General features: G+C 64.5%; 16 protein-coding genes and 1 pseudogene. 8 read left to right on the top strand and 9 right to left on the bottom strand.

Translation table 11 applies throughout. From position 1 onward, the window contains the following. Positions 1–21: 21 nt before the first annotated feature. Positions 22–246 (bottom strand): hypothetical protein, encoded by a 225-nt coding sequence (locus AKL28_RS13180; protein WP_156226336.1) that lies wholly within the window; start codon positions 244–246, stop codon positions 22–24. Here AKL28_RS13180 and AKL28_RS13175 point away from each other — a divergent pair. After that, positions 233–1,840 (top strand): NAD(P)/FAD-dependent oxidoreductase, encoded by a 1,608-nt coding sequence (locus AKL28_RS13175; protein WP_050468605.1) that lies wholly within the window; start codon positions 233–235, stop codon positions 1,838–1,840. The genes AKL28_RS13180 and AKL28_RS13175 overlap by 14 nt on opposite strands. A 98-nt stretch (positions 1,841–1,938) precedes the next feature. Here the strand turns inward: AKL28_RS13175 and phaP are convergent, their stop codons facing one another. From phaP to AKL28_RS13155, 5 genes are all read right to left on the bottom strand, one after another. Further along, entirely contained in the window at positions 1,939–2,508 is a 570-nt protein-coding gene (phaP, locus tag AKL28_RS13170) for a TIGR01841 family phasin (protein WP_050468604.1), read from the bottom strand. Positions 2,509–2,750: 242 nt separating this feature from the next. Beyond that, the gene (locus AKL28_RS13165) at positions 2,751–3,977 is read right to left on the bottom strand and encodes a patatin-like phospholipase family protein (RefSeq protein WP_050468603.1); all 1,227 of its coding nucleotides are present in this window, start codon (positions 3,975–3,977) and stop codon (positions 2,751–2,753) included. Between the two features lie 145 nt (positions 3,978–4,122). Further along, entirely contained in the window at positions 4,123–4,335 is a 213-nt protein-coding gene (locus AKL28_RS13160) for a DUF3717 domain-containing protein (protein WP_050468602.1), read from the bottom strand. Positions 4,336–4,405: 70 nt separating this feature from the next. Next, positions 4,406–4,558, bottom strand: coding sequence for a hypothetical protein (locus AKL28_RS24490; RefSeq protein ID WP_156226335.1), 153 nt, complete (start codon positions 4,556–4,558; stop codon positions 4,406–4,408). A gap of 15 nt (positions 4,559–4,573) precedes the next feature. After that, positions 4,574–5,785, bottom strand: a complete 1,212-nt coding sequence (locus AKL28_RS13155) for an MFS transporter (protein ID WP_050468601.1) — start codon at positions 5,783–5,785, stop codon at positions 4,574–4,576. Positions 5,786–6,072: 287 nt separating this feature from the next. On the opposite strand from AKL28_RS13155, the gene AKL28_RS13150 reads away from it, so the two are divergent. The 5 genes and pseudogenes from AKL28_RS13150 (at position 6,073) to AKL28_RS13130 (ending at position 12,425) form a co-directional block, all read left to right on the top strand. After that, on the top strand, positions 6,073–7,290 hold the full coding sequence (locus tag AKL28_RS13150) for an MFS transporter (protein ID WP_050468658.1): 1,218 nt from the start codon (positions 6,073–6,075) through the stop codon (positions 7,288–7,290). Between the two features lie 252 nt (positions 7,291–7,542). Next, a pseudogene (locus AKL28_RS13145) lies at positions 7,543–8,789 on the top strand (SfnB family sulfur acquisition oxidoreductase). 43 nt (positions 8,790–8,832) lie between these two features. Next, a complete protein-coding gene (locus AKL28_RS13140; RefSeq protein WP_050468600.1) occupies positions 8,833–10,092 on the top strand; it encodes an SfnB family sulfur acquisition oxidoreductase in 1,260 nt (419 codons plus the stop codon). A gap of 12 nt (positions 10,093–10,104) precedes the next feature. After that, complete coding sequence (locus AKL28_RS13135; protein ID WP_050468599.1) at positions 10,105–11,487, top strand: LLM class flavin-dependent oxidoreductase; 1,383 nt, start codon at positions 10,105–10,107, stop codon at positions 11,485–11,487. Between the two features lie 176 nt (positions 11,488–11,663). Next, a complete protein-coding gene (locus AKL28_RS13130) occupies positions 11,664–12,425 on the top strand; it encodes a MetQ/NlpA family ABC transporter substrate-binding protein (protein WP_414735701.1) in 762 nt (253 codons plus the stop codon). Between the two features lie 3 nt (positions 12,426–12,428). Here the strand turns inward: AKL28_RS13130 and cuyB are convergent, their stop codons facing one another. Next, the gene (gene cuyB, locus AKL28_RS13125) at positions 12,429–13,883 is read right to left on the bottom strand and encodes a cysteate racemase (protein WP_050468596.1); all 1,455 of its coding nucleotides are present in this window, start codon (positions 13,881–13,883) and stop codon (positions 12,429–12,431) included. A gap of 298 nt (positions 13,884–14,181) precedes the next feature. On the opposite strand from cuyB, the gene AKL28_RS13120 reads away from it, so the two are divergent. Together AKL28_RS13120 and AKL28_RS13115 are read left to right on the top strand one after the other, a co-directional pair. Continuing rightward, positions 14,182–15,114 (top strand): DMT family transporter, encoded by a 933-nt coding sequence (locus AKL28_RS13120; RefSeq protein ID WP_050468595.1) that lies wholly within the window; start codon positions 14,182–14,184, stop codon positions 15,112–15,114. Next, positions 15,111–16,415, top strand: coding sequence for a DUF2863 family protein (locus AKL28_RS13115; protein WP_050468594.1), 1,305 nt, complete (start codon positions 15,111–15,113; stop codon positions 16,413–16,415). Before AKL28_RS13120 ends, AKL28_RS13115 begins: the two co-directional genes overlap by 4 nt. 14 nt (positions 16,416–16,429) lie before the next feature. On the opposite strand, the gene AKL28_RS13110 is transcribed toward AKL28_RS13115, so the two are convergent. Both AKL28_RS13110 and amaB read right to left on the bottom strand, forming a co-directional pair. Beyond that, positions 16,430–16,759, bottom strand: a complete 330-nt coding sequence (locus AKL28_RS13110) for a hypothetical protein (protein WP_050468593.1) — start codon at positions 16,757–16,759, stop codon at positions 16,430–16,432. A gap of 241 nt (positions 16,760–17,000) precedes the next feature. Further along, a complete protein-coding gene (amaB, locus tag AKL28_RS13105) occupies positions 17,001–18,533 on the bottom strand; it encodes an L-piperidine-6-carboxylate dehydrogenase (protein WP_050468592.1) in 1,533 nt (510 codons plus the stop codon). Positions 18,534–18,546 lie beyond the last annotated feature (13 nt).

Here is an 18,546-nt window from a genome sequence, read left to right as displayed (position 1 = left end):
TAGTTGCGATGTACAACTAATTTAATCCATGATGATTGCGAGAAGCAACTTGTTTTTGCCGCCCGGCAGCGTATTCGTATCCCGCCCGGCTGGAGTAAAATGGCGGCTTTCGCGCAGCCCGTCGGGTTTTTCCGTCCGCCAGCGCCCCATCCCGTCCGCCAGCGTGCGAAGGAGGAGGAGGGCAGGATCGTCCGGGCTGCGCCCGTACTCTGCCAACCGAAAGTCCCCGCACATGCTGCGCATCAACGAATTATTCCTCCCGCTGGAGCACACGGAAGAAGACCTCAACGCCGCCATCCTGGAACGCCTGGGCATCAAGGCCGACGAGCTGGTTTCCTTCACGCTGTTCCGCCGCAGCTACGACGCGCGCAAGAAGGCCGCCGTCACGCTCACCTACACCATCGATGTGGAAGTGAAGGACGAAGCGCAGGTACTGGAACGCAACAAGAAGAAAACCAATGTCGGCCCCACGCCCGACACCGGCTACCACTTCGTCGGCCGGGCGCCCGCCGGCCTGAAGCAGCGTCCGGTAGTGATCGGCTTCGGCCCGTGCGGCCTGTTCGCTGCATTGCTGCTGGCCGAGATGGGCTTCAACCCGATCATCCTGGAACGCGGCAAGACCGTGCGCGAACGCACCAAGGACACCTGGGGCCTGTGGCGCCAGCGTGAATTGAAGCCGGAGTCGAACGTCCAGTTCGGCGAAGGTGGCGCCGGCACCTTCTCCGACGGCAAGCTTTACAGCCAGGTCAAGGACCCCAAGCATTACGGCCGCAAGGTGCTCAAGGAATTCGTCGCCGCCGATGCGCCGCCCGAGATCATGTACGTCAGCAAGCCGCACATCGGCACCTTCCGCCTGGTGAAGATGATCCAGCTGATGCGCGAGAAGATCGAACAGCTGGGCGGTGAATTCCGCTTCGAGCAGCGCGTGGAGGATGTGCGGATCGAAGATGGCGAGATCCGCGGCCTGACCCTCGCATCCGGCGAACAGATCGACGCCGACCATGTGGTGCTGGCCATCGGCCACAGCGCGCGCGACACCTTCGAGATGCTGTATGAGCGCGGCGTCTACATCGAGGCCAAGCCGTTCTCGATCGGCTTTCGCGCCGAACACCCGCAGTCGCTGATCGACAAGTGCCGTTTCGGCCCCAGCGCCGGCCACCCCATCCTCGGCGCGGCCGACTACAAGCTGGTGCACCACGCCACCAATGGCCGCGCGGTCTACAGTTTCTGCATGTGCCCGGGCGGCACCGTGGTCGCGGCCACCTCGGAGCCGGGCCGCGTGGTCACCAACGGCATGAGCCAGTACTCGCGCAACGAGCGCAACGCCAACAGCGGTATTGTGGTGGGCATCACCCCGGCCGACTATCCCGGCCACCCGCTGGCCGGCATTGCCTTTCAGCGCGAATGGGAAAGCCGCGCCTATGAACTGGGCGGCGGCAACTACGACGCGCCGGCGCAACTGGTGGGCGACTTCATCGCCAACCGCCCGTCCACGGCGCTGGGCAGTGTGGAACCGTCCTACAAGCCGGGCGTCAAGCTGGGCGACCTCAACCCGTCGCTGCCCAAGTACGCCATCGACGCCATCCGCGAGGCCTTGCCGGCCTTCGACAAGCAGATCCGGGGCTATTCGATGCATGATGCAGTGCTGACCGGCGTCGAGACCCGCACTTCCTCGCCGATCCGCATCAAGCGCGACGACCATACGCTGCAAAGCCTGAATACCAGGGGCTTGTATCCGGCCGGCGAAGGCGCCGGTTATGCCGGCGGCATCATGTCGGCCGCCATCGACGGCATCCGCGTGGCCGAGGCGCTGGCGCTGGACATCATCGGCCGGCAGTAAGCATTCGGTACATAAGAAGACAAAAGGCCGCTCCGGTTTCCCGGAGCGGCCTTTGTCATTTGCCCGCAGCTTGCTGCTGCGTCTTGCTTACCTGCCGATTACTTCTTGGAGCGGGTAGTAGCAGCCGTCTTTTCCGCAACCGCGGTGAATTGCTTGGCGGCGTTGCTCAGGTTGGCTTCCAGCGTTTCGACGGCTTGCTTGGTGCTCTTGGTCAGCTGTTCGTAGCCGGCGTTGGCGTTGGTCAGGGTGGCCTTGAGCAGCGAAATCGCTTGTTCCGAGCCCGGAGGCGCGTTCTTGCTGATTTCGTCGATCAGGGCGCCGACCTTGCGGCTGGTTTCGGCGACCTGGGCTTCAGCAGCCTTGGTGAATTCAGCTTGGGTAGCCGAAACGATGCCGGCCAGGTGACGACCGTAAGCGGCAGCCTTTTCAGCGCCCGGCTGGGCTTGCGCGGCAGCCAGCGATAGCAGTTCCTGAGGATCCTTGGCAGCGGCCAATTGCTTGGCGGCGGCAGCGGACTCTTCCAGCGAAGCCTTAGCGGCGGACAGGTTCAGTTCAACAATCTTTTCCACGCCTTCGAAAGCCTTCGCGGTCAGGGTGTTGATCAGATCCAGCTGAGCCTGCAGGTTGGATTTGGTGGCGGCGGAAAACTGATCTTGGTACGAAAACATTTTCATCTCCTTGATGTGTGACAACGTGATGCACTAAACGAACAGCCGGTATGGATAAACAAACGGCCTTCCACAGCGGCTTTCGACCAGAATCAACCAACAATCATGATTTGTGCGCCGCAACAATTCCTATTTTATGCACTTCTTTGGGGAGGTCAAGTGAATTTTGTGCGGCGCACAAAATAATTTGTAACATCGTCGAAAATATGCGACGCCCAATCCAGGCGCGGCTTTGCGGCTAATCAAGACGAACGTTCGGACACTTTTACATGGGTTTCCCCGGTGGGAAGCTCATGCACCACAATACCTGCCTCTGAAGACCCGAACGGGCAACCGGCGCTGACCTCGATACCGCGCAGGCCATCCTGGTAGCCCTGTTCCCAGCGCCAGAGCAGCGAGCCATGCGCGAAATTGACATCCTTGGAAGCCATGTTCCAGTCGCGCCCGGCATAGGGCAGGCGCACGATATGGATGGTGGTGTCGGCGCCCAGCTCGGCCATCATCTTGCGGTCGGCGGCGCTGAGCATGCCGGCCGGCAGGCGCTTGTAAAGGTCGTGCGCGGCGCGGCGCAACTGGTATTGCTTGAGATAGGCATCGATATGGCGTTGCGAGCGAGAGGCGAAGGTCACGTCCTTTTCGCGCGTCTGCACTTCTTCCAGCGTCTTGGGCTCGGGGCCGTCGGAGTGCCACAGGTCGACCATCATGCACAGCGTGTTCATGCGCGGCTCATCGTTGAGAACCGCTTCCAGCGGGGTGTTGGAATACAAGCCGCCATCCCAGTACAGCTCGCCATCGATACGCACCGGCGCGAAGCCCGGCGGCAGGGCGCCGCTGGCCATGATGTGCTCGGGGCCGATGGGGCGGGTGGCGGAGTCGAACTTGACCAGCGTGCCGCACGTCACCTTGACGGCGCTGACCGTCATGCGGATGCCGGCCTCGCGGTTGAGGTAATCGAAGTCGACCAGCCGCTCCAGCGTCTCCCGCAGCTCGGCAGTGCTATAGAAGCTGGCGTCCTCGGGCGGCACCGGCAGGCCCAGCGCAAACGGGTTGAGCAGGCGCGGCCGGAAGAAGCCCGGCGCGCCGCGCACGAAGGTATCGAGCGTGGTCAGCCGGGTGGACAGCAGGCGCAGGTTGTCGGGCAGATACTGCAGGTCGAACAGGTCGGGATGGGAGACCGTTTCCCAGAATTCGCGCAGGCGTGCGATGCGCGTCTCGCGCGGGTTGCCGGCGATGATGGCGGCATTGATGGCGCCGATGGAGGTGCCGACGACCCAGTCCGGCGTCAGGCCGTTTTCATGCAAGGCCTGGTAAACCCCGGCCTGATAGGCGCCCAGCGCCCCGCCGCCTTGCAGCACCAGCGCTACCCGAGGCTTGCCGGGATCGGCCTCTTTGCGGGAGCGCGTGGCGGGCCTGGCCGGTTCCGCTTTTCGGCGGCCGGCAGGAGGTGTCTGCTCGGGGATCTTGCGCATGTTCCTTCCTTTCGGGATGGATCGGGCGGAAACGGAAACGTTCAGTGGAGGTCCGCGCGCTGCCAATCCATTAGCGGGCTTCTAGCATAGCGCGGTTACAGAGGGAGGATGTGGCGGCGTGAAAGAAAAATGGGGCAGGGGAAGCTCAGGCGCGCGTGCCTTGCCAGGACTCCACCAGCTGGCGCGCCTGGGTACCCATTTCGTCCAGCGCCACTTCATGGCGGTGGTCGTAGATCATCATCGCGTACAGGTCGGCCAGCGCGTTCACCTCGGGCGACAGCGCGCATTCCTCGCCAGTGGCGGGGCGCTGCTGGCGCCAGTAGTTGATGGCTTGTTCGAGGTCGGTGAGCGAGAGCATGGCGTTCTTGTTGATGGTGACGGACTGGAGCGGGTCGGCTCATTCTAGCGTAATTTGGCCGGACTACTGTCTAAAAACACAGGTAAATCCGATTCGCCAGGTCGACGATGAAGGCCGGTTGCAGATAGGCAAGAAATATCGCCGCCAGCATTCCCGCCCCCGCCAGCGCCAGCAACAGGCGACGCCAGCGTCCGGCGGGAACATGCTCAGAGGGTTTGGCCACGGCAAAGTTCTCCACTCAGTTCACCGCCAGCGGGCGAGCAATCGCCTGCTCGCGCACCGGCAAGTTGATCAGCGTGGCGAAGATGCCCAGCGCCAGCGTGATTGCCCACACCGTGTCGTAGCTGCCCTGGCGGGTGAACAGCCAGCCGCCCAGCCACACGCCCAAAAAGCTGCCTACCTGGTGCGAGAAGAACACGAAGCCCGACAGCATCGACAAGTGCTTCACACCGAAAATGCCGGCCACGATGCCGTTGGTCAGCGGCACGGTCGACAGCCACAGGACTCCCATCGCCGCCGCGAAGATATACACCGACCAGGTCGACAGCGGCGCCGCCAGGAACAGCCCGATCGCCACCGTGCGCGAGAAATAGATGCCTGCCAGCAGGAAGCGCTTGGGCAGCAAGCCGCCCAGCTTGCCGGCGTAGTAAGAGCCGAAGATATTGAACAGGCCGATCAGCGCCAGCGCCACCACGGCCACATTGGGATCCATGATGCCCTTGTCCTTCAGGTAGGAGGGCAGGTGCGCGCCGATGAATACCACCTGGAAGCCGCACACGAAATAGCCCGCCACCAGCAGCTGGAAGGGACGGTAGGCGAACGCCTCGCGCATGGCTTCGCCGATGCTTTGCTCTTGCGTCGCCTTCGCCAGCGGCGGCTCCCGCAGACGGAATGCCATCGGCAGCATCGCCACCAGCACCAGCGCGGCCAGCCAGAAGAACGCCTGTTGCCAGCCGGCCAGCGAGATCAGTTGCTGCTCTACCGGCATCATCATGAACTGACCGAAGGAGCCGGCCGCGGAAGAAATGCCGAAGGCCCAGGAGCGTTTTTCCGGCGGCGCGCTGCGGCCGACGATGCCGCTCACCGCGCCGAAGGCGGTACAGGCCAGCGCTGCGCCGATCAGCACACCGGACCCCACCACGAACAGCACCGGTTGCGCCACCAGCGCCATCCATATCAGCCCCGCCGCGTACAGGAAGGCGCCCAGCACGATCACGCGCGCCGTGCCGAAGCGGTCGCAGGCCATGCCGGTGAAGGGGCCGATGGCGCCCCACATCAGGTTTTGCATGGCGATGGCCAGCGAGAAGGTCTCGCGCGTCCAGCCATGCGCCTGCGACATCGGTTGCAGCCAGAAGCCCAGCCCATGACGCACGCCCATGGCCAGCGTGAGCACCACACCGCTGGCCAGCAGCACGGTCTTGAAATCGGGGGCGCGATCGGTTTGAAACATGTCTCTCTTCTTTTGGTGATGTTGTTGTTATGTACGGCGCTGTGCCGACAATGCATGCGCGTATTTGCTTATGCGTTTTTTGTTGGTGCCGGTGGAGTTTACTGCAAAGCCGCCACAGGCATCGGCGCACGGCCTTCCCGGCTTTTTCCAATGCTTCGCAAAAACGGCCGCGGCCTGCAGGAAATCTGCATCTGGGTTAAGGTGCGCGCATAGAATTGTTGCGGCACAGCATGGATTTGTGCCGTGGCAACCCGCACCGCCATCCGCCACGCTATCCGGAGAAAAACATGCCCATCCCCTTATTTGCCCTGGCGCTATGCGCCTTCGCCATCGGCACCACCGAATTCGTCATCATGGGCCTGCTGCCCGAGATGGCCGCCGACCTGCAGGTCAGCTTGCCTGCCGCCGGCTACCTGGTCAGCGGCTACGCGCTCGGCGTCACGGTCGGCGCACCGATACTGGCGGCCGTCACCAGCCGCATTCCTCCCAAGCGCGCGCTGGCCATGCTGATGCTGATCTTCATTGCCGGCAACTTGCTGTGTGCGCTGTCGGCCAACTACGGCATGCTGATGGTTGCGCGCGTGGTCACCTCGTTCGCCCACGGTTCGTTCTTCGGCCTGGGTGCGGTGGTCGCCACCAGCCTGGTCAGCAAGGAGAAGCAGGCCAGCGCCATCGCCCTCATGTTTACCGGCCTGACCCTGGCCAACGTAGTGGGCGTACCCGGCGGCACGCTGCTGGGCCAAAGCTTCGGCTGGCGCGCCACCTTCTTCGGCGTGACCGTGATCGGCCTGCTGTCGCTGGCGGCGATCATGGCTTTCCTGCCGTCCCGCATCAAGACATCCGATGGCACCGCTGAAGACAGCGCCGCCCTCTGGCGCAGCAAGCCGGTATGGCTGGCCTTCGCCACCACGGTAGCGTTTTCGGCCAGCACCTTCGCCGTGTTCACCTATATCGCCCCTATCCTGCGCGACGTTAGCGGCATCTCGCCGCGCGGCGTGGCCGGCGTGCTGCTGTTGATCGGCGTCGGGCTGGCGGTGGGCAACATCATCGGCGGCAAGCTGGCCGACCGCAGCGTGATGCTGGCGCTGCGCACCAACTTCATTATTCTGGGCGCGGTGCTGCTGGTCTTCATGTTCACTAGCCACGCGCCGGTTTCGGCCATCGTCACGGTCTTCCTGTGGGGCATGGCCGCCTTCGCCGCCGTACCGGCATTGCAGATGAACGTGATGAACAAGGCCGCGATGGCGCCTATCCTGGCATCCACCCTCAACATCGGCGCCTTCAACCTCGGCAACGCGCTGGGCGCCTTCGGCGGCGGCGCGGTGCTGACGCTGGGCTTCGGCCTGACCGGCATTCCCCTGCTGGGCGCGGTGCTGGCTTTCGTCTCGCTGGGGCTGGCGCTGTTGGGCGCGGCGCTGGACCGCCGTGCATCCAAACCGGTCGATCACGCCTTGCATGACCAGGCCAAGCTGGTTAAACAGGAAGAGGAAGTCTGCGCGGAATAACGCGCACATTCGCGTGTTGACGCAAATGCCGTCCGGCCAGCCGGGCGGCATTTTTTTTGTCTCTCCATGGCAGGCCGGGTTCTTGCGACACACAACGTATATGCATGTGCGGAAAACGCGGCATGAGAAATCCAAGCAAGCACATGCGGAATGCTTCGTTCTGCCCGGCGCGATGCTTTGCTTTAATGATCCTCCGCCCTGGTGCGCCCACATCGGGACAGCGCCGGCCATATCAGGAAGGATCATTGTTTCATGTCAGCGGCCATCGACGCCTTGCGCGCCCCCAGCGTGCGGCACCTCTTCCAACGCACTGCCCAGCGCATCGCCAGCCAGGCCCAGGCGCTGCAAGTCGCGCATGCGCTGGCGCAGGAATTCGCCCGGGGCGCAGCCGAGCGCGATCGTGAACGCCGCTTGCCGTTCGAGGAGATCGAGCGCTTCTCGCACAGCGGCTTATGGGCCATCGCCGTGCCGCGCGCCTATGGCGGCATCGGCGCATCGTGGGCCACGGTGGCCGAGGTCTTCAAGATCGTCTCCGCCGCCGACCCGTCGATCGGCCAGATTCCGCAGAACCATTTCGGTAACCTCAACGTCATCGCCAATGCCGGCAGCGAGGAGCAGAAACGCTTTTTCTTCGGGGAGGCCCTCAACGGCGCCCGCTTCGGCAACGCCGGGCCGGAACGCAACAGCAAGAACGTGCTCGACGTGCGCACCCGCGCCGTACTCGACGACGAGGCCGGCGACGGCAGCTACCTGCTGACCGGCACGCGCTTTTATTCCACCGGCGCCTTGTACGCGCACTGGATTCCCAGCCGCGCCATCGACGACCAGGGCGATCCGCTGTTCGTCTACAACCGTTTTGATGCGCCGGGTTTGCGGGTGGTCGACGATTGGTCCAGCTTCGGCCAGCGCACCACCGCCAGCGGCAGCGTAGTGTTCGACCGCGTGCGTGTGCCGGCTTCGCAGGTGCTGCAGGTGAAGGATTTTCTCAAGCAGCCCAACAACATCGGTCCGGTGTCGCAACTGATCCAGGCCGCCATCGACGCCGGCATCGCCCATGCGGCGGTACGCGACGCCATCGAATTCGTGACCACGCGCTCGCGACCCTACGCCGACAGCGGCGTCGAGCGCGCCGGCGACGACCCTTACATCATCCGCGACATCGGCAATCTGAAGCTGCGCCTGCACGCCAGCGACGCGCTGCTGGAACGCGCAGCGGGCGTGCGGACGCCTTGCCTGACGCCATCAGCTTCGACCAGATGGCCGAAGCCTCGGTTGCCGTGGCAGAAGCCAAGGTGCTCTCCACCGAGCTGTCGCTGCTGGCGTCCGAAAAGCTGTTCGAACTGGCCGGCTCGGCCTCCACGCTGGCCGCCCACAATCTCGACCGCCACTGGCGCAACGCGCGCGTGCATACGTTGCACGATCCGGTGCGCTGGAAATATTACGCGGTCGGCAACCACGCCCTGAACGGCACGCCGCCGCCGCGCCATTCATGGAGCTGAAGCGCTCCGCACCCATCGATCGACCCTTGTCCGAAGAAACGTCATGACCCAAACCGCAGCCACTACTGCCACCGCGCTCGATTCCCTGCCGCCATCCTCGGCTTCCGCCACCCCGCGCATCGTCGCCCGCATCCGCGATGATGCCGAGGCGCTGGCCGTGGCGCGCAAGCTGGCCGAAGACTTCGAGCGCGAGTCCGCCCTGCGCGACCGCGAGCGCAAGCTGCCCTGGGACGAACTGGAACGCTACGTGCGCTCCGGCCTGTGGGGCATCACCGTGCCCAGGGAATACGGCGGCGCCGGCGTTTCTTACGGCACGCTGGCCGAAGTGATCGCCACCATCTCCTCGGCAGACGGTTCCATCGGCCAGATCCCGCAGAACCATTTCTATGCGGTCGAGCTGATCCGCGTCAACGGCAACGAATCGCAGAAGCGCTTCTTCTTCGAACGCGTGCTGCAAGGCGACCGCCTGGGCAACGCGCTGGCCGAACTGGGCACCAAGACATCGCACGACCGCAAGACCAGCCTCACGCGCGATGCGAACGGCCCCGGCTATCGCATCAACGGCCGCAAGTTCTACGCCACCGGCGCGCTGTATGCCGACTGGGTGCCGACCTCGGTGGTCGACGAGAACGGCGTGCAGCAACTGGCCATCGTGCCGCGCCACGCACCGGGCCTGACCATCATCGATGACTGGTCGGGCTTCGGCCAGCGCACCACCGGCAGCGGCAGTGCCGTGTTCGAGAACGTACACGTGCCGGCCGACGCCGTGATCGGCTTCGCTTCCGCCTTCACGCGCCCGACCCAGATCGGCCCGATGGCGCAGATCCAGCACGCCGCCATCGACCTGGGCATCGCGCGTGCCGCCTACCGCGACCTGATTGCCTTCGTGAAGACGCGCTCGCGCCCCTGGATCGACAGCGGCGTCGAACGTGCCGGTGACGATCCGCTCACCATCCGCGAAGTGGGCGACCTGACCATCCAGCTGCATGCCGCCGAAGCGCTGGTGCAGCGCGCCGGGCACAAGGTGGACGCCGCCGCCGCCGCGCCCACCGAAGACAGCGTGGCTGAAGCCTCGATTGCCGTGGCCGAAGCGCGCGTGCTGACCACTGAAGTCTCGCTGGCGGCCGGCAGCAAGCTGTTCGAACTGGCCGGCTCGCAATCGACGCTGGCCGAGCACAACCTCGACCGCCACTGGCGCAACGCCCGCACCCACACGCTGCACGATCCGGTGCGCTGGAAGTACCACGCCATCGGCAACTTCTATCTCAATGGCAAGAAGCCGCCGCGCCACGGTGCGTTGTAGCAGGAGCCGCCGATGAGCAAGAAGCAGATCCGGCTCAACGCGTTCAACATGAATTGCGTGAACCACATCAACCACGGCCTGTGGACACACCCGCGCGACCGTTCGCAGGACTACACCGACATCGCTTACTGGACGCACTTGGCGAAACTGCTGGAGCGCGGCAAGTTCGACGGCCTGTTCCTGGCCGACATCGTCGGCGTCTACGATGTCTACCAGCAATCGGTCGACATCACGCTGCGCGAATCGATCCAGTTGCCGGTGAACGATCCGTTGCTGCTGATTTCAGCCATGGCCGTGGTTACCGAGCACCTCGGTTTCGGCATCACTGCCAACCTGACCTACGAGGCGCCGTTCCTGTTCGCACGCCGCATGTCCACGCTTGACCATCTCACCAAGGGGCGCGTCGGTTGGAACATCGTTACCGGTTACCTCGACAGCGCCGCGCGCGCCATGGGCCTGACCGAGCAACTGGAGCACGACCAGCGCTACGACCGCGCCGACGAATTCATGGAAGTGGTCTACAAGCTGTGGGAAGGCAGCTGGGAAGACGGCGCCGTGGTGCGCGACCGCGCCAACCGCATCTACGCCGATCCGTCCAAGGTGCACAAGATCAGGCACAGCGGCGACTACTACCGCGTCGAGGGCATCCACTTGTCGGAGCCTTCGCGCCAGCGCACGCCGGTGCTGTACCAGGCCGGCTCGTCCGGACGCGGGCAGGCTTTCGGCGCGCGCCATGCCGAGTGCGTGTTCATCTCCAGCCAGACGCGCGATGCCGCCCGGAAGCTGGTGCAGGGCATCCGCGAAGGCGCCGCGCGCGAAGGGCGCAACCCGGACGACGTCAAGGTCTTCATGGGCCTGACCGTGGTCACCGCCGCCACCGAGCAGGCCGCACGCGACAAGTACCGCGAGTACGCCAGCCATGCCAGCCCGGAAGCCGGGCTCGCGCATTTCTCGGCCGGTACCGGCATCGACTTCTCGCAATATGAACCGGATGAGCCGATCCGCGCGGCCAAGACCAATTCCATCGAATCGCTGGCCAAGACCGTGACCAATCCCGAGCTCAACTGGACCAAGCGCAAGCTGCTCCAGCAGCTTGAGCTGGGCGGACGCTACGCCACCGTGGTCGGTTCGCCCACCCAGGTGGCCGATGGGCTGGAAGCCTGGATGGCCGATACCGGCATCGACGGCTTCAACCTCACGCGCACGGTCACGCCCGAGAGCTTCGAAGACTTCGTCGACCTGGTGATCCCGGTGTTGCAGGAACGCGGCTCCTACAAACGCGACTACGCTGACGGCACGCTGCGCGAGAAGTTGTTTGGCGGTGCATCGGTGCTGCCGCAGAACCACGCTGCCGCAGCATTTCGCGCGCACGAGCCGGAGTCGCACACCTATTGATGAGCGTTGGCCTCACAAATGCAGGCGGCACATATTCAAGTCGGAAAAGATTCGTTCCACTGCAATGAGGCCGTCGCTACATTGGCTGTTTTTCTTGCTGAGGACGACGGATGAAACACGCAGTGGCGACATGGATCAAGGCAGTGGCGGGGACGGCATTGGCGGCGGCGCTGGTGATGCACGTACCGGCCCGGGCACAGGAGAAGGTGTTGAAGGTCGGCGTCACCAGCGGCCCGCATGCGCAGATCTTCGAAGCGGCCAAGCGGGTGTTCGAGCGCGACAATCCGGGCTACAAGATCAAGATCATCGAATTCAACGACTACATCCAGCCCAATGCCGCACTCGATGCCGGCGAACTCGACGCCAACAGCTACCAGCACCGGCCCTTCCTCAACGCGCAGATCAAGGCGCGCGGCTACAAGCTGTACGGCGTCGGCAAGACCATGATCGGGCCGATGGCGATCTATTCGAAGAAGTACCGCAAGCTGGAAGACATCCCTGCCGGCGCCAAGATCGGCATTCCCAACGACCCGGCCAATGAAAGCCGCGTGCTGCTGCTGTTGCAAAAGCATGGCGCGATCAAGCTGCGCGCCGGCATCGATGCCCTGACCGGGACCAATGCCACGCCCATCGATATCGTCGATAACCCGAAGAAGTGGAAGTTCGTCGAAATCGATGCGGGACAATTGCCGCGCACGCTGGACGACCTCGATGCCTCCGCGATCAACGCCGACTTTGCCTCCAAGGCCGGTTTGAACCCTGCCAGGGACAGCCTGGTAGTGGAGAATGGCGACAGCCCCTATGCTTGCCTGATCGCCGTGCGCGAGAAGGACAAGGAGCAGCCCTGGCTGCCCAAGCTGGTGCAAGCCTACCAGTCGGATGAGGTGAAGCGCTTCGTTGAAACCGAGTTCAAGGGCGGAATCCTGGCCGCCTGGTAATTTTTATTCCGTGGCCGTTCCCGCATACGCCACGCAGCGCCGCGCCAGCGTGTCGGTGGGGTCGACCAGCGCGACGATCTTGCCGCTGCCGTGTTCCAGTTGCGGGAACGGCAGCAGCAGCGGCAGTTCGGTGCACCCCAGGATGACCACGTCGGCGCCTTGCCGCACCAGGTCATCCAGGCCGGCGCGGATGTCGTCCTGGCACTGGCCTTCGGTATAACCCGCCTTCACCCCTTCGCGGCCGTAGATGGCGTTCATCACGCGCTCTTGCATGGCCGGGGTGGGTAGCAACTGCTCCAGTCCCTTGTCTTCCAGTGCACGGCGGTAGACGCCGCTGCCGACGGTGCCGGAGGTCGCCAGCAGGCCGACCTGCTTCAGGTCCGGGAAACGCGCGCGAATGCTTTCCACGGTCACCGTCAGCATGTTGACGATGGGGATGGAGAGGCTGGACTGGATGCGTTCCACATAGGCGTGCGCGGTGTTGCAGGGAATCGCGATGAGGTCGGCGCCGCCTTCCTCCAGTTTCTTGCAGGTGGCATACAGCGCGATGGTCGGGTCCGGCCCCTTGCCGACCAGGTTCTCGGTGCGGTCGGGAATCTGCGGGTTCTGTTCCACATGCACCTTGATATGGTCCTGGTCGCGTTCGGCCGGCGTGTTGCGCACGATCTTTTGCATGAAATCCACCGTGGCCGCCGGCCCCACGCCACCCACCACACCAATCTTGAACGGCTTGGCCGACATCTCGCGCCGGCCATCGGCCACGCATTGCGCGTAGACCTGGTTGGCATCGACGACCGGCACCGGCAGCGTGCCGATGGCATGCGCCACCAGCGCGACTTCGGTGAGGCCGGGCAGGATCAGGTCTGCGCCTTGCGCCACCAGATCCTGTGCGGCTTCGGCCAGCAACTGCAAGGGCTTGCCGGTGAGCGCACCCTGCTTGATGCCGCCAGCGCCATAGACCGCTTCGGTCACCGCATCGCGGCCCTGCGGCATGCGGGGATAGATCACATCGAAGGCCGGGGCGGGAAAGTAGCGTTCGAACAGGCCGCTGCCGCGCGTGTAGTCCGAAGTCAGCACGCCGATGCGGGAGGCTGCCGGGTGGGCGCGGCGCACATGGCTGCGCAGCGCATCCATCAGGTCGACGATGGGCAGGGTGGTGTTGGACTTGAGTTCGTCGAGGAAGGTGTGGCTGAGGAAGCAGGGCAGCACCACCGCGCCGACGCCGCGCCTTTCGAAATCGCGGATCATGTCGAACACATACAGCTTGCGTTCGGTGGTGGCGGCGCTGGTCGAACCGCTGCCGTGGAATGGATGCTGTTCGAACACGACATCGGCTTGCTCGATATTGCCGTGCGCCGCCATGGCCTTCATCAGCTTGAAGAAAACATCGGCACTGGCCAGCGGACCGAGTCCGCCGATGATGCCGAACGAGCGGGTGCCTTCGATGAGGGGGGCCATGGTGTTTCCTTTGCGGTGGTGGGCCGGACGTGTTGTCCGATACCGCCCAGTATGCGCCCCGGGCGGGGTGGCGTTCATGCTTAGCGTGCATGGAAGGGCAGTGCCGATGGCGACAGGCTTTTTCGGCTTATGCAGATAAGGCATAAGCGGGCGCCAGGCTTTTCCATCCGCCCGGCTGGCCTGCGCATACGGCATCCGGCCATCCCATCGTTTCGGATTAAAATGCAGCCTTGCCTGGGCGGCCCGCACTGCCGGCCCCGCCCCAGCCCCCAGCTGCCACCCACCAGACAAGGAACGAATGAGCTATACCCCGAGCCGGGCCATGGGCTACGGCTGCCTGATGCTGAGCATGTCCATGGTCGGCGCCTACGTCGCGCTGACCAAACCGCTGGCGGCGGCGCTGCCGATCTTTCTGCTTGCGTGGCTGCGTTTCGGCATCGGCGCCGTCGCCATGCTGCGCTGGATGAAGAAGCCTGCGGATGAAAAGCCGCTGTCGCCGCAGTCGCGCCGGCTGGTGTTCCTGGAGTCCTTCCTCGGCAATTTCCTGTTCACGATCTGCATGATCACCGGCGTGTCGATGACCAGTGCGGTGTCGGCCGGCGTGATCATGTCGGCCATTCCCGCCGTGGTGGCGCTGATGAGCTGGATCTTCCTGAAAGAAAAAATCACGCCGCGCGTGTGGGGTGCAGTGGCGTGCGGCGCGCTGGGCATCGGCATGCTGTCGTTCGCCAAGAACACCCACGGCGCTGGCGAGGCCCACGGCCAATATATCTGGCTGGGCAACCTGCTGGTGTTTTGCGCGGTATTGTGCGAAGCCTCGTATGCGGTGATCGGCAAGAGGCTGACCGCAGTACTCACCCCCAAGCGCATCAGCGCCATCATCAACCTGTGGGGCCTGCTGCTGATGACGCCCATGGGGCTCTACACCGCATTGCGTTTCGATTTCGGCGCCGTATCGGCCAATATCTGGCTGCTGCTGGTGTTCTATGCGCTGGCCGCCAGCGTGTGGAGCGTATGGCTGTGGATGACCGGCCTGAAGGTGGTACCGGCCGGGCGCGCCGGTGTGTTCACCGTGATGCTGCCGGTCAGCGCCGCGCTGGTGGGGGTGGCTGCGTTGGGCGAAAGCCTGACCGTGCTGCAGGGCGCGGCCTTCGCCGTAGCGTTGGCCGGCGTGTTGCTGGCGACCCTGCCCGGTGGCGGCGCCAAGATTGAATACCAGGAAAAACCATGAATAAACCAACCCGCCCGCAGGGCAAGCCGAATGGCAATCCGAACAGCAAGGCCGCCGCCAGGCCGCAAGGCCCGGCCAGGGGCAAACCCAAGACCCACGTCGCCACCGACGCCTCGCGCCGCCGCCAGCATAATGCCCACGCCGCATCGCAGGAGCAAGACGAGGGCGAGGAGCAGGTCTTGCAATTGGCCGCGCTGGCTGCCGCCGTGGCCGCCGGCGAGCCGGACGCGGCCGGACGCCGTGTCGGCCAGGACGAGCTGGAACGCATGATCCGCAAATGCCTGCGCCAGCGCGATGACGAAACCTTGTATGAAGCGCTGGAGCACCTGCGCTTTGAAGACAGCCGCGGCCATGCCTTGCTGCGCGCGGTGGCGGAAGAGGCCGCCGATATCGTGTTCATGCGCCGCGGCGAGAAGGAAATGGAAATCAACGCTTTCCTGATCCCGTTCCTGGCGCGCACCCAGGGCGGGTTGCAGGCCGGGCGCGTGTTCACCGATGGCGATGCTTTCGACACGCTGCGCGCCAGTTTGCAGGAAGCCGGACTGGAAAGCCCGAAAGCCCGCGTGGTGCTGGTGCACCACCTGTACCACCCGGACGAGATCGGTGCGCTGACCTATAGCGATGTCGATGCCATGAACCGCGATGCGTTCGCTTCGCTGACCGACAAGAAGGTGATGAGCGTACCGGCCATCGAGCGCAGCATGCGCGGCTGGCCGGCCAATGACTTTGCGGCGGACGATGAGGTGCTGGAGTTGCGCTTCCTGCTCGGCTTCGCCCTGAAGGACCTGGACGATCCTTTCTATGCGATCCCGCAGGACGAGGCCGCCGCCGACGCTTACTTCGAACAGCGCGCCGAACGCTTCCGCACCTGGGCCGAAAAACACACGCCGCTGATGCAGCACTGCCTGACCGGCAAATCCGGCGACGAGGCGCGGTGTCAATTGCACTTCATGTACCAGGACCTGTTCCACGGCGGCAAGCAGACCGGCAATGCGGAATACGGCACGCTGCAGATGATGTCGGAGCTGGAGCACGGCCTGGCGCAGTCAGGCACGGCCGCCGCCGATGCTACCGCGATCTTCGCGGTAGCCGATGAAGACGGCGAGACCGTATTGCAGGTGCAACTGCGCGCCGCCGGGCAAGTGCTGGCGCAAGCGGCGCGGGTGCTGGAAGGCGACCCGCATGAACAACTGGCCGATGCCGCCGATGCGGTCTCCACGCTGGGCGTGGCGCAATTCAGGCTGGCCGACGGCTTTGCCGCGGATGGCAGCGTGCAGCGCGAGCGCGACTTTCCTGCCTGAATCCGCAGCCGGCTTTAATCGAGCAGGGCCTGCAGGCTGATGCCTTTGGGCTGGCAGCGGAAATACAGATCAACTTGCATCGGCCGCCAGCCGCGCACCAGTTGGCGCAGGTCGGCATTCATCTGCTGCTTGCCGCAGAAGTCGTAGGCTTTTTCCTTGGCGGCGGCGGTCAGCGCGGGTATCGACATGGTGTAGCTCACGCCGGTGGCGGTGACCATGAACATGTCGCGCTCCTCGGATTGCACTTCGCTGAAATTGGCGCAGCCGGCCAGCGCGGTAGCGCCGATACAGGCAGCGAACAGGCCTCCGGCGCGCAGGCGCCGGGATAGATGTGGTGTGCGCATGAGATCCCCCTCTTGCTATGCTTTTGATACTGCACATCGCCGCAGCATTGTTGCTGCGGAGAACGAGGCGCAGGAATCACAGCGTAAGCTTGGGCGGATTGGGGCAGGGGGCTTCTTACCCGGATTTACGCAGATGGCGTTGCTGTTAAAAAGTGCTGGGATTTGCAAGGATGCCGCGGCAGCGATAACGCCGCTGCCTGGCAATGTACAGCGCGCCATCTGCCATCGCTACCGAAGGGCATCACCCGATGTCAAACCTCACACCCTGTGCCAGCGGCAAGGCGCCGCTGTAGTTGATGGTGTTGGTAGCGCGCCGCATGTAGTTCTTCCACGCATCCGATCCCGACTCGCGGCCGCCGCCGGTTTCTTTCTCGCCTCCGAAGGCGCCGCCGATTTCGGCGCCGCTGGTGCCGATGTTGACGTTGACCAGTCCGCAGTCGCTGCCCAGCGCCGACATGAACAGCTCCGTCTCGCGCACGTCATTGCTGAAGATGGCGGAAGACAATCCCTGCGGCACCGCGTTGTTGAGATCGATGGCTTCCTCGATGCCGTCGTATTCGACCAGGTAGAGGATGGGCGCGAACGTCTCGGCATGCATGACCTCGCTTTGACGCGGCATGCGCACCAGCGCCGGTTTCACATACCAGCTCGCAGAGGCCGCTTGCGCCGCGCCGACCGGCACGCGTTCGCCGCCGGTGATGGCGCCGCCTTGTTCGCGTGCGTCGCGCAGCGCGTTTTGCATCGCTTCATAGGCGCGAGCGTCGATCAGCGGGCCGACCAGCTTGCCTTCCTCGCGCGGGTCGCCGATCGCCAGGTGCGCATAAACCTGGGCCAGGCGCTCATGCAGGCGGTCGGCGATGCTGCGGTGGACGATCAGCCGGCGCAGCGTGGTGCAGCGCTGCCCCGCGGTGCCCACTGCGGAAAAGACGATGGCGCGCAGCGCCAGTTCGAGGTCGGCGCTGGGCGTGACGACCATGGCGTTGTTGCCGCCCAGTTCCAGCAGGCTGCGCCCCAGGCGCTGCGCCACGGCAACCGCGACCTTGCGTCCCATGGCGACGCTGCCGGTGGCGCTGACCAGTGCTACCTGCGGCGATTGCGAGAGCATCTCGCCCAGTGGTGCGCCGCCCAGCAGCAGGCTGCATAAGCCTTGTGGCGCCACGCCGGGGTGGCTGCGTTCGAAGCGCGCGGCGGCTTCGTCGAAGGCGCGCATGACGGCCAATGCCGTCAGCGGCGTTTTCTCCGATGGCTTCCACACCACGCTGTCACCGCATACCAACGCCAGCGCGGCGTTCCACGCCCACACCGCGACCGGGAAATTGAAGGCGGTGATCACGCCGCATACGCCCAGCGGATGCCAGGTTTCCATCATGCGGTGGCCGGGACGTTCGCTGGCGATGGTCAGGCCATGCAGCTGGCGCGACAGGCCGGTGGCGAAGTCGCAGATGTCGATCATCTCCTGTACTTCACCCGTGCCTTCGGACTTGATCTTGCCGGCCTCCAGCGTCACCAGCGCGCCCAGCGCAGTACGCCGTTCACGCAATACCTCTCCCAGCAGGCGCACCAGTTCGCCGCGCAGCGGCGCGGGCGTTTTCCGCCATTGGAGAAAGGCCTCATGGGCCTGGGCGATGAGGTGTTGCGCATCTTCGGTCGTGTGTTCGCGCAGGCGCGCCAGGCGGCTGCCGTCGCAAGGCGAATGGACGGTGAGCGTGCCATCGATGCGGTCGAGCGCGGCGGCGTCAAGGCCGCAGGCGTTGAGGATGTCGGCGCTGGTCATCGTGGTCTCCCGG

It is taken from the genome of Herbaspirillum chlorophenolicum, assembly GCF_001189955.1.
Taxonomy (GTDB): domain Bacteria; phylum Pseudomonadota; class Gammaproteobacteria; order Burkholderiales; family Burkholderiaceae_D; genus Herbaspirillum; species Herbaspirillum chlorophenolicum.
The sequence above is the reverse complement of the archived record's forward strand: the minus strand, read 5'-3'. Positions and strand labels throughout refer to the sequence as shown.

Bases quoted from the DNA above. Each gene is read 5' to 3' on its own strand.
- AKL28_RS13175 (WP_050468605.1), top strand. From the start codon at position 233: ATGCTGCGCATCAACGAATTATTCCTCCCGCTGGAGCACACGGAAGAA.
- phaP (WP_050468604.1), bottom strand. From the start codon at position 2,508: ATGTTTTCGTACCAAGATCAGTTTTCCGCCGCCACCAAATCCAACCTG.
- cuyB (WP_050468596.1), bottom strand. From the start codon at position 13,883: ATGGCCCCCCTCATCGAAGGCACCCGCTCGTTCGGCATCATCGGCGGA.
- AKL28_RS13150 (WP_050468658.1), top strand. From the start codon at position 6,073: ATGCCCATCCCCTTATTTGCCCTGGCGCTATGCGCCTTCGCCATCGGC.
- amaB (WP_050468592.1), bottom strand. From the start codon at position 18,533: ATGACCAGCGCCGACATCCTCAACGCCTGCGGCCTTGACGCCGCCGCG.
- AKL28_RS13155 (WP_050468601.1), bottom strand. From the start codon at position 5,785: ATGTTTCAAACCGATCGCGCCCCCGATTTCAAGACCGTGCTGCTGGCC.
- AKL28_RS13110 (WP_050468593.1), bottom strand. From the start codon at position 16,759: ATGCGCACACCACATCTATCCCGGCGCCTGCGCGCCGGAGGCCTGTTC.
- AKL28_RS13120 (WP_050468595.1), top strand. From the start codon at position 14,182: ATGAGCTATACCCCGAGCCGGGCCATGGGCTACGGCTGCCTGATGCTG.
- AKL28_RS13135 (WP_050468599.1), top strand. From the start codon at position 10,105: ATGAGCAAGAAGCAGATCCGGCTCAACGCGTTCAACATGAATTGCGTG.
- AKL28_RS13140 (WP_050468600.1), top strand. From the start codon at position 8,833: ATGACCCAAACCGCAGCCACTACTGCCACCGCGCTCGATTCCCTGCCG.
- AKL28_RS13115 (WP_050468594.1), top strand. From the start codon at position 15,111: ATGAATAAACCAACCCGCCCGCAGGGCAAGCCGAATGGCAATCCGAAC.
- AKL28_RS13165 (WP_050468603.1), bottom strand. From the start codon at position 3,977: ATGCGCAAGATCCCCGAGCAGACACCTCCTGCCGGCCGCCGAAAAGCG.
- AKL28_RS13160 (WP_050468602.1), bottom strand. From the start codon at position 4,335: ATGCTCTCGCTCACCGACCTCGAACAAGCCATCAACTACTGGCGCCAG.
- AKL28_RS13130 (WP_414735701.1), top strand. From the start codon at position 11,664: ATGCACGTACCGGCCCGGGCACAGGAGAAGGTGTTGAAGGTCGGCGTC.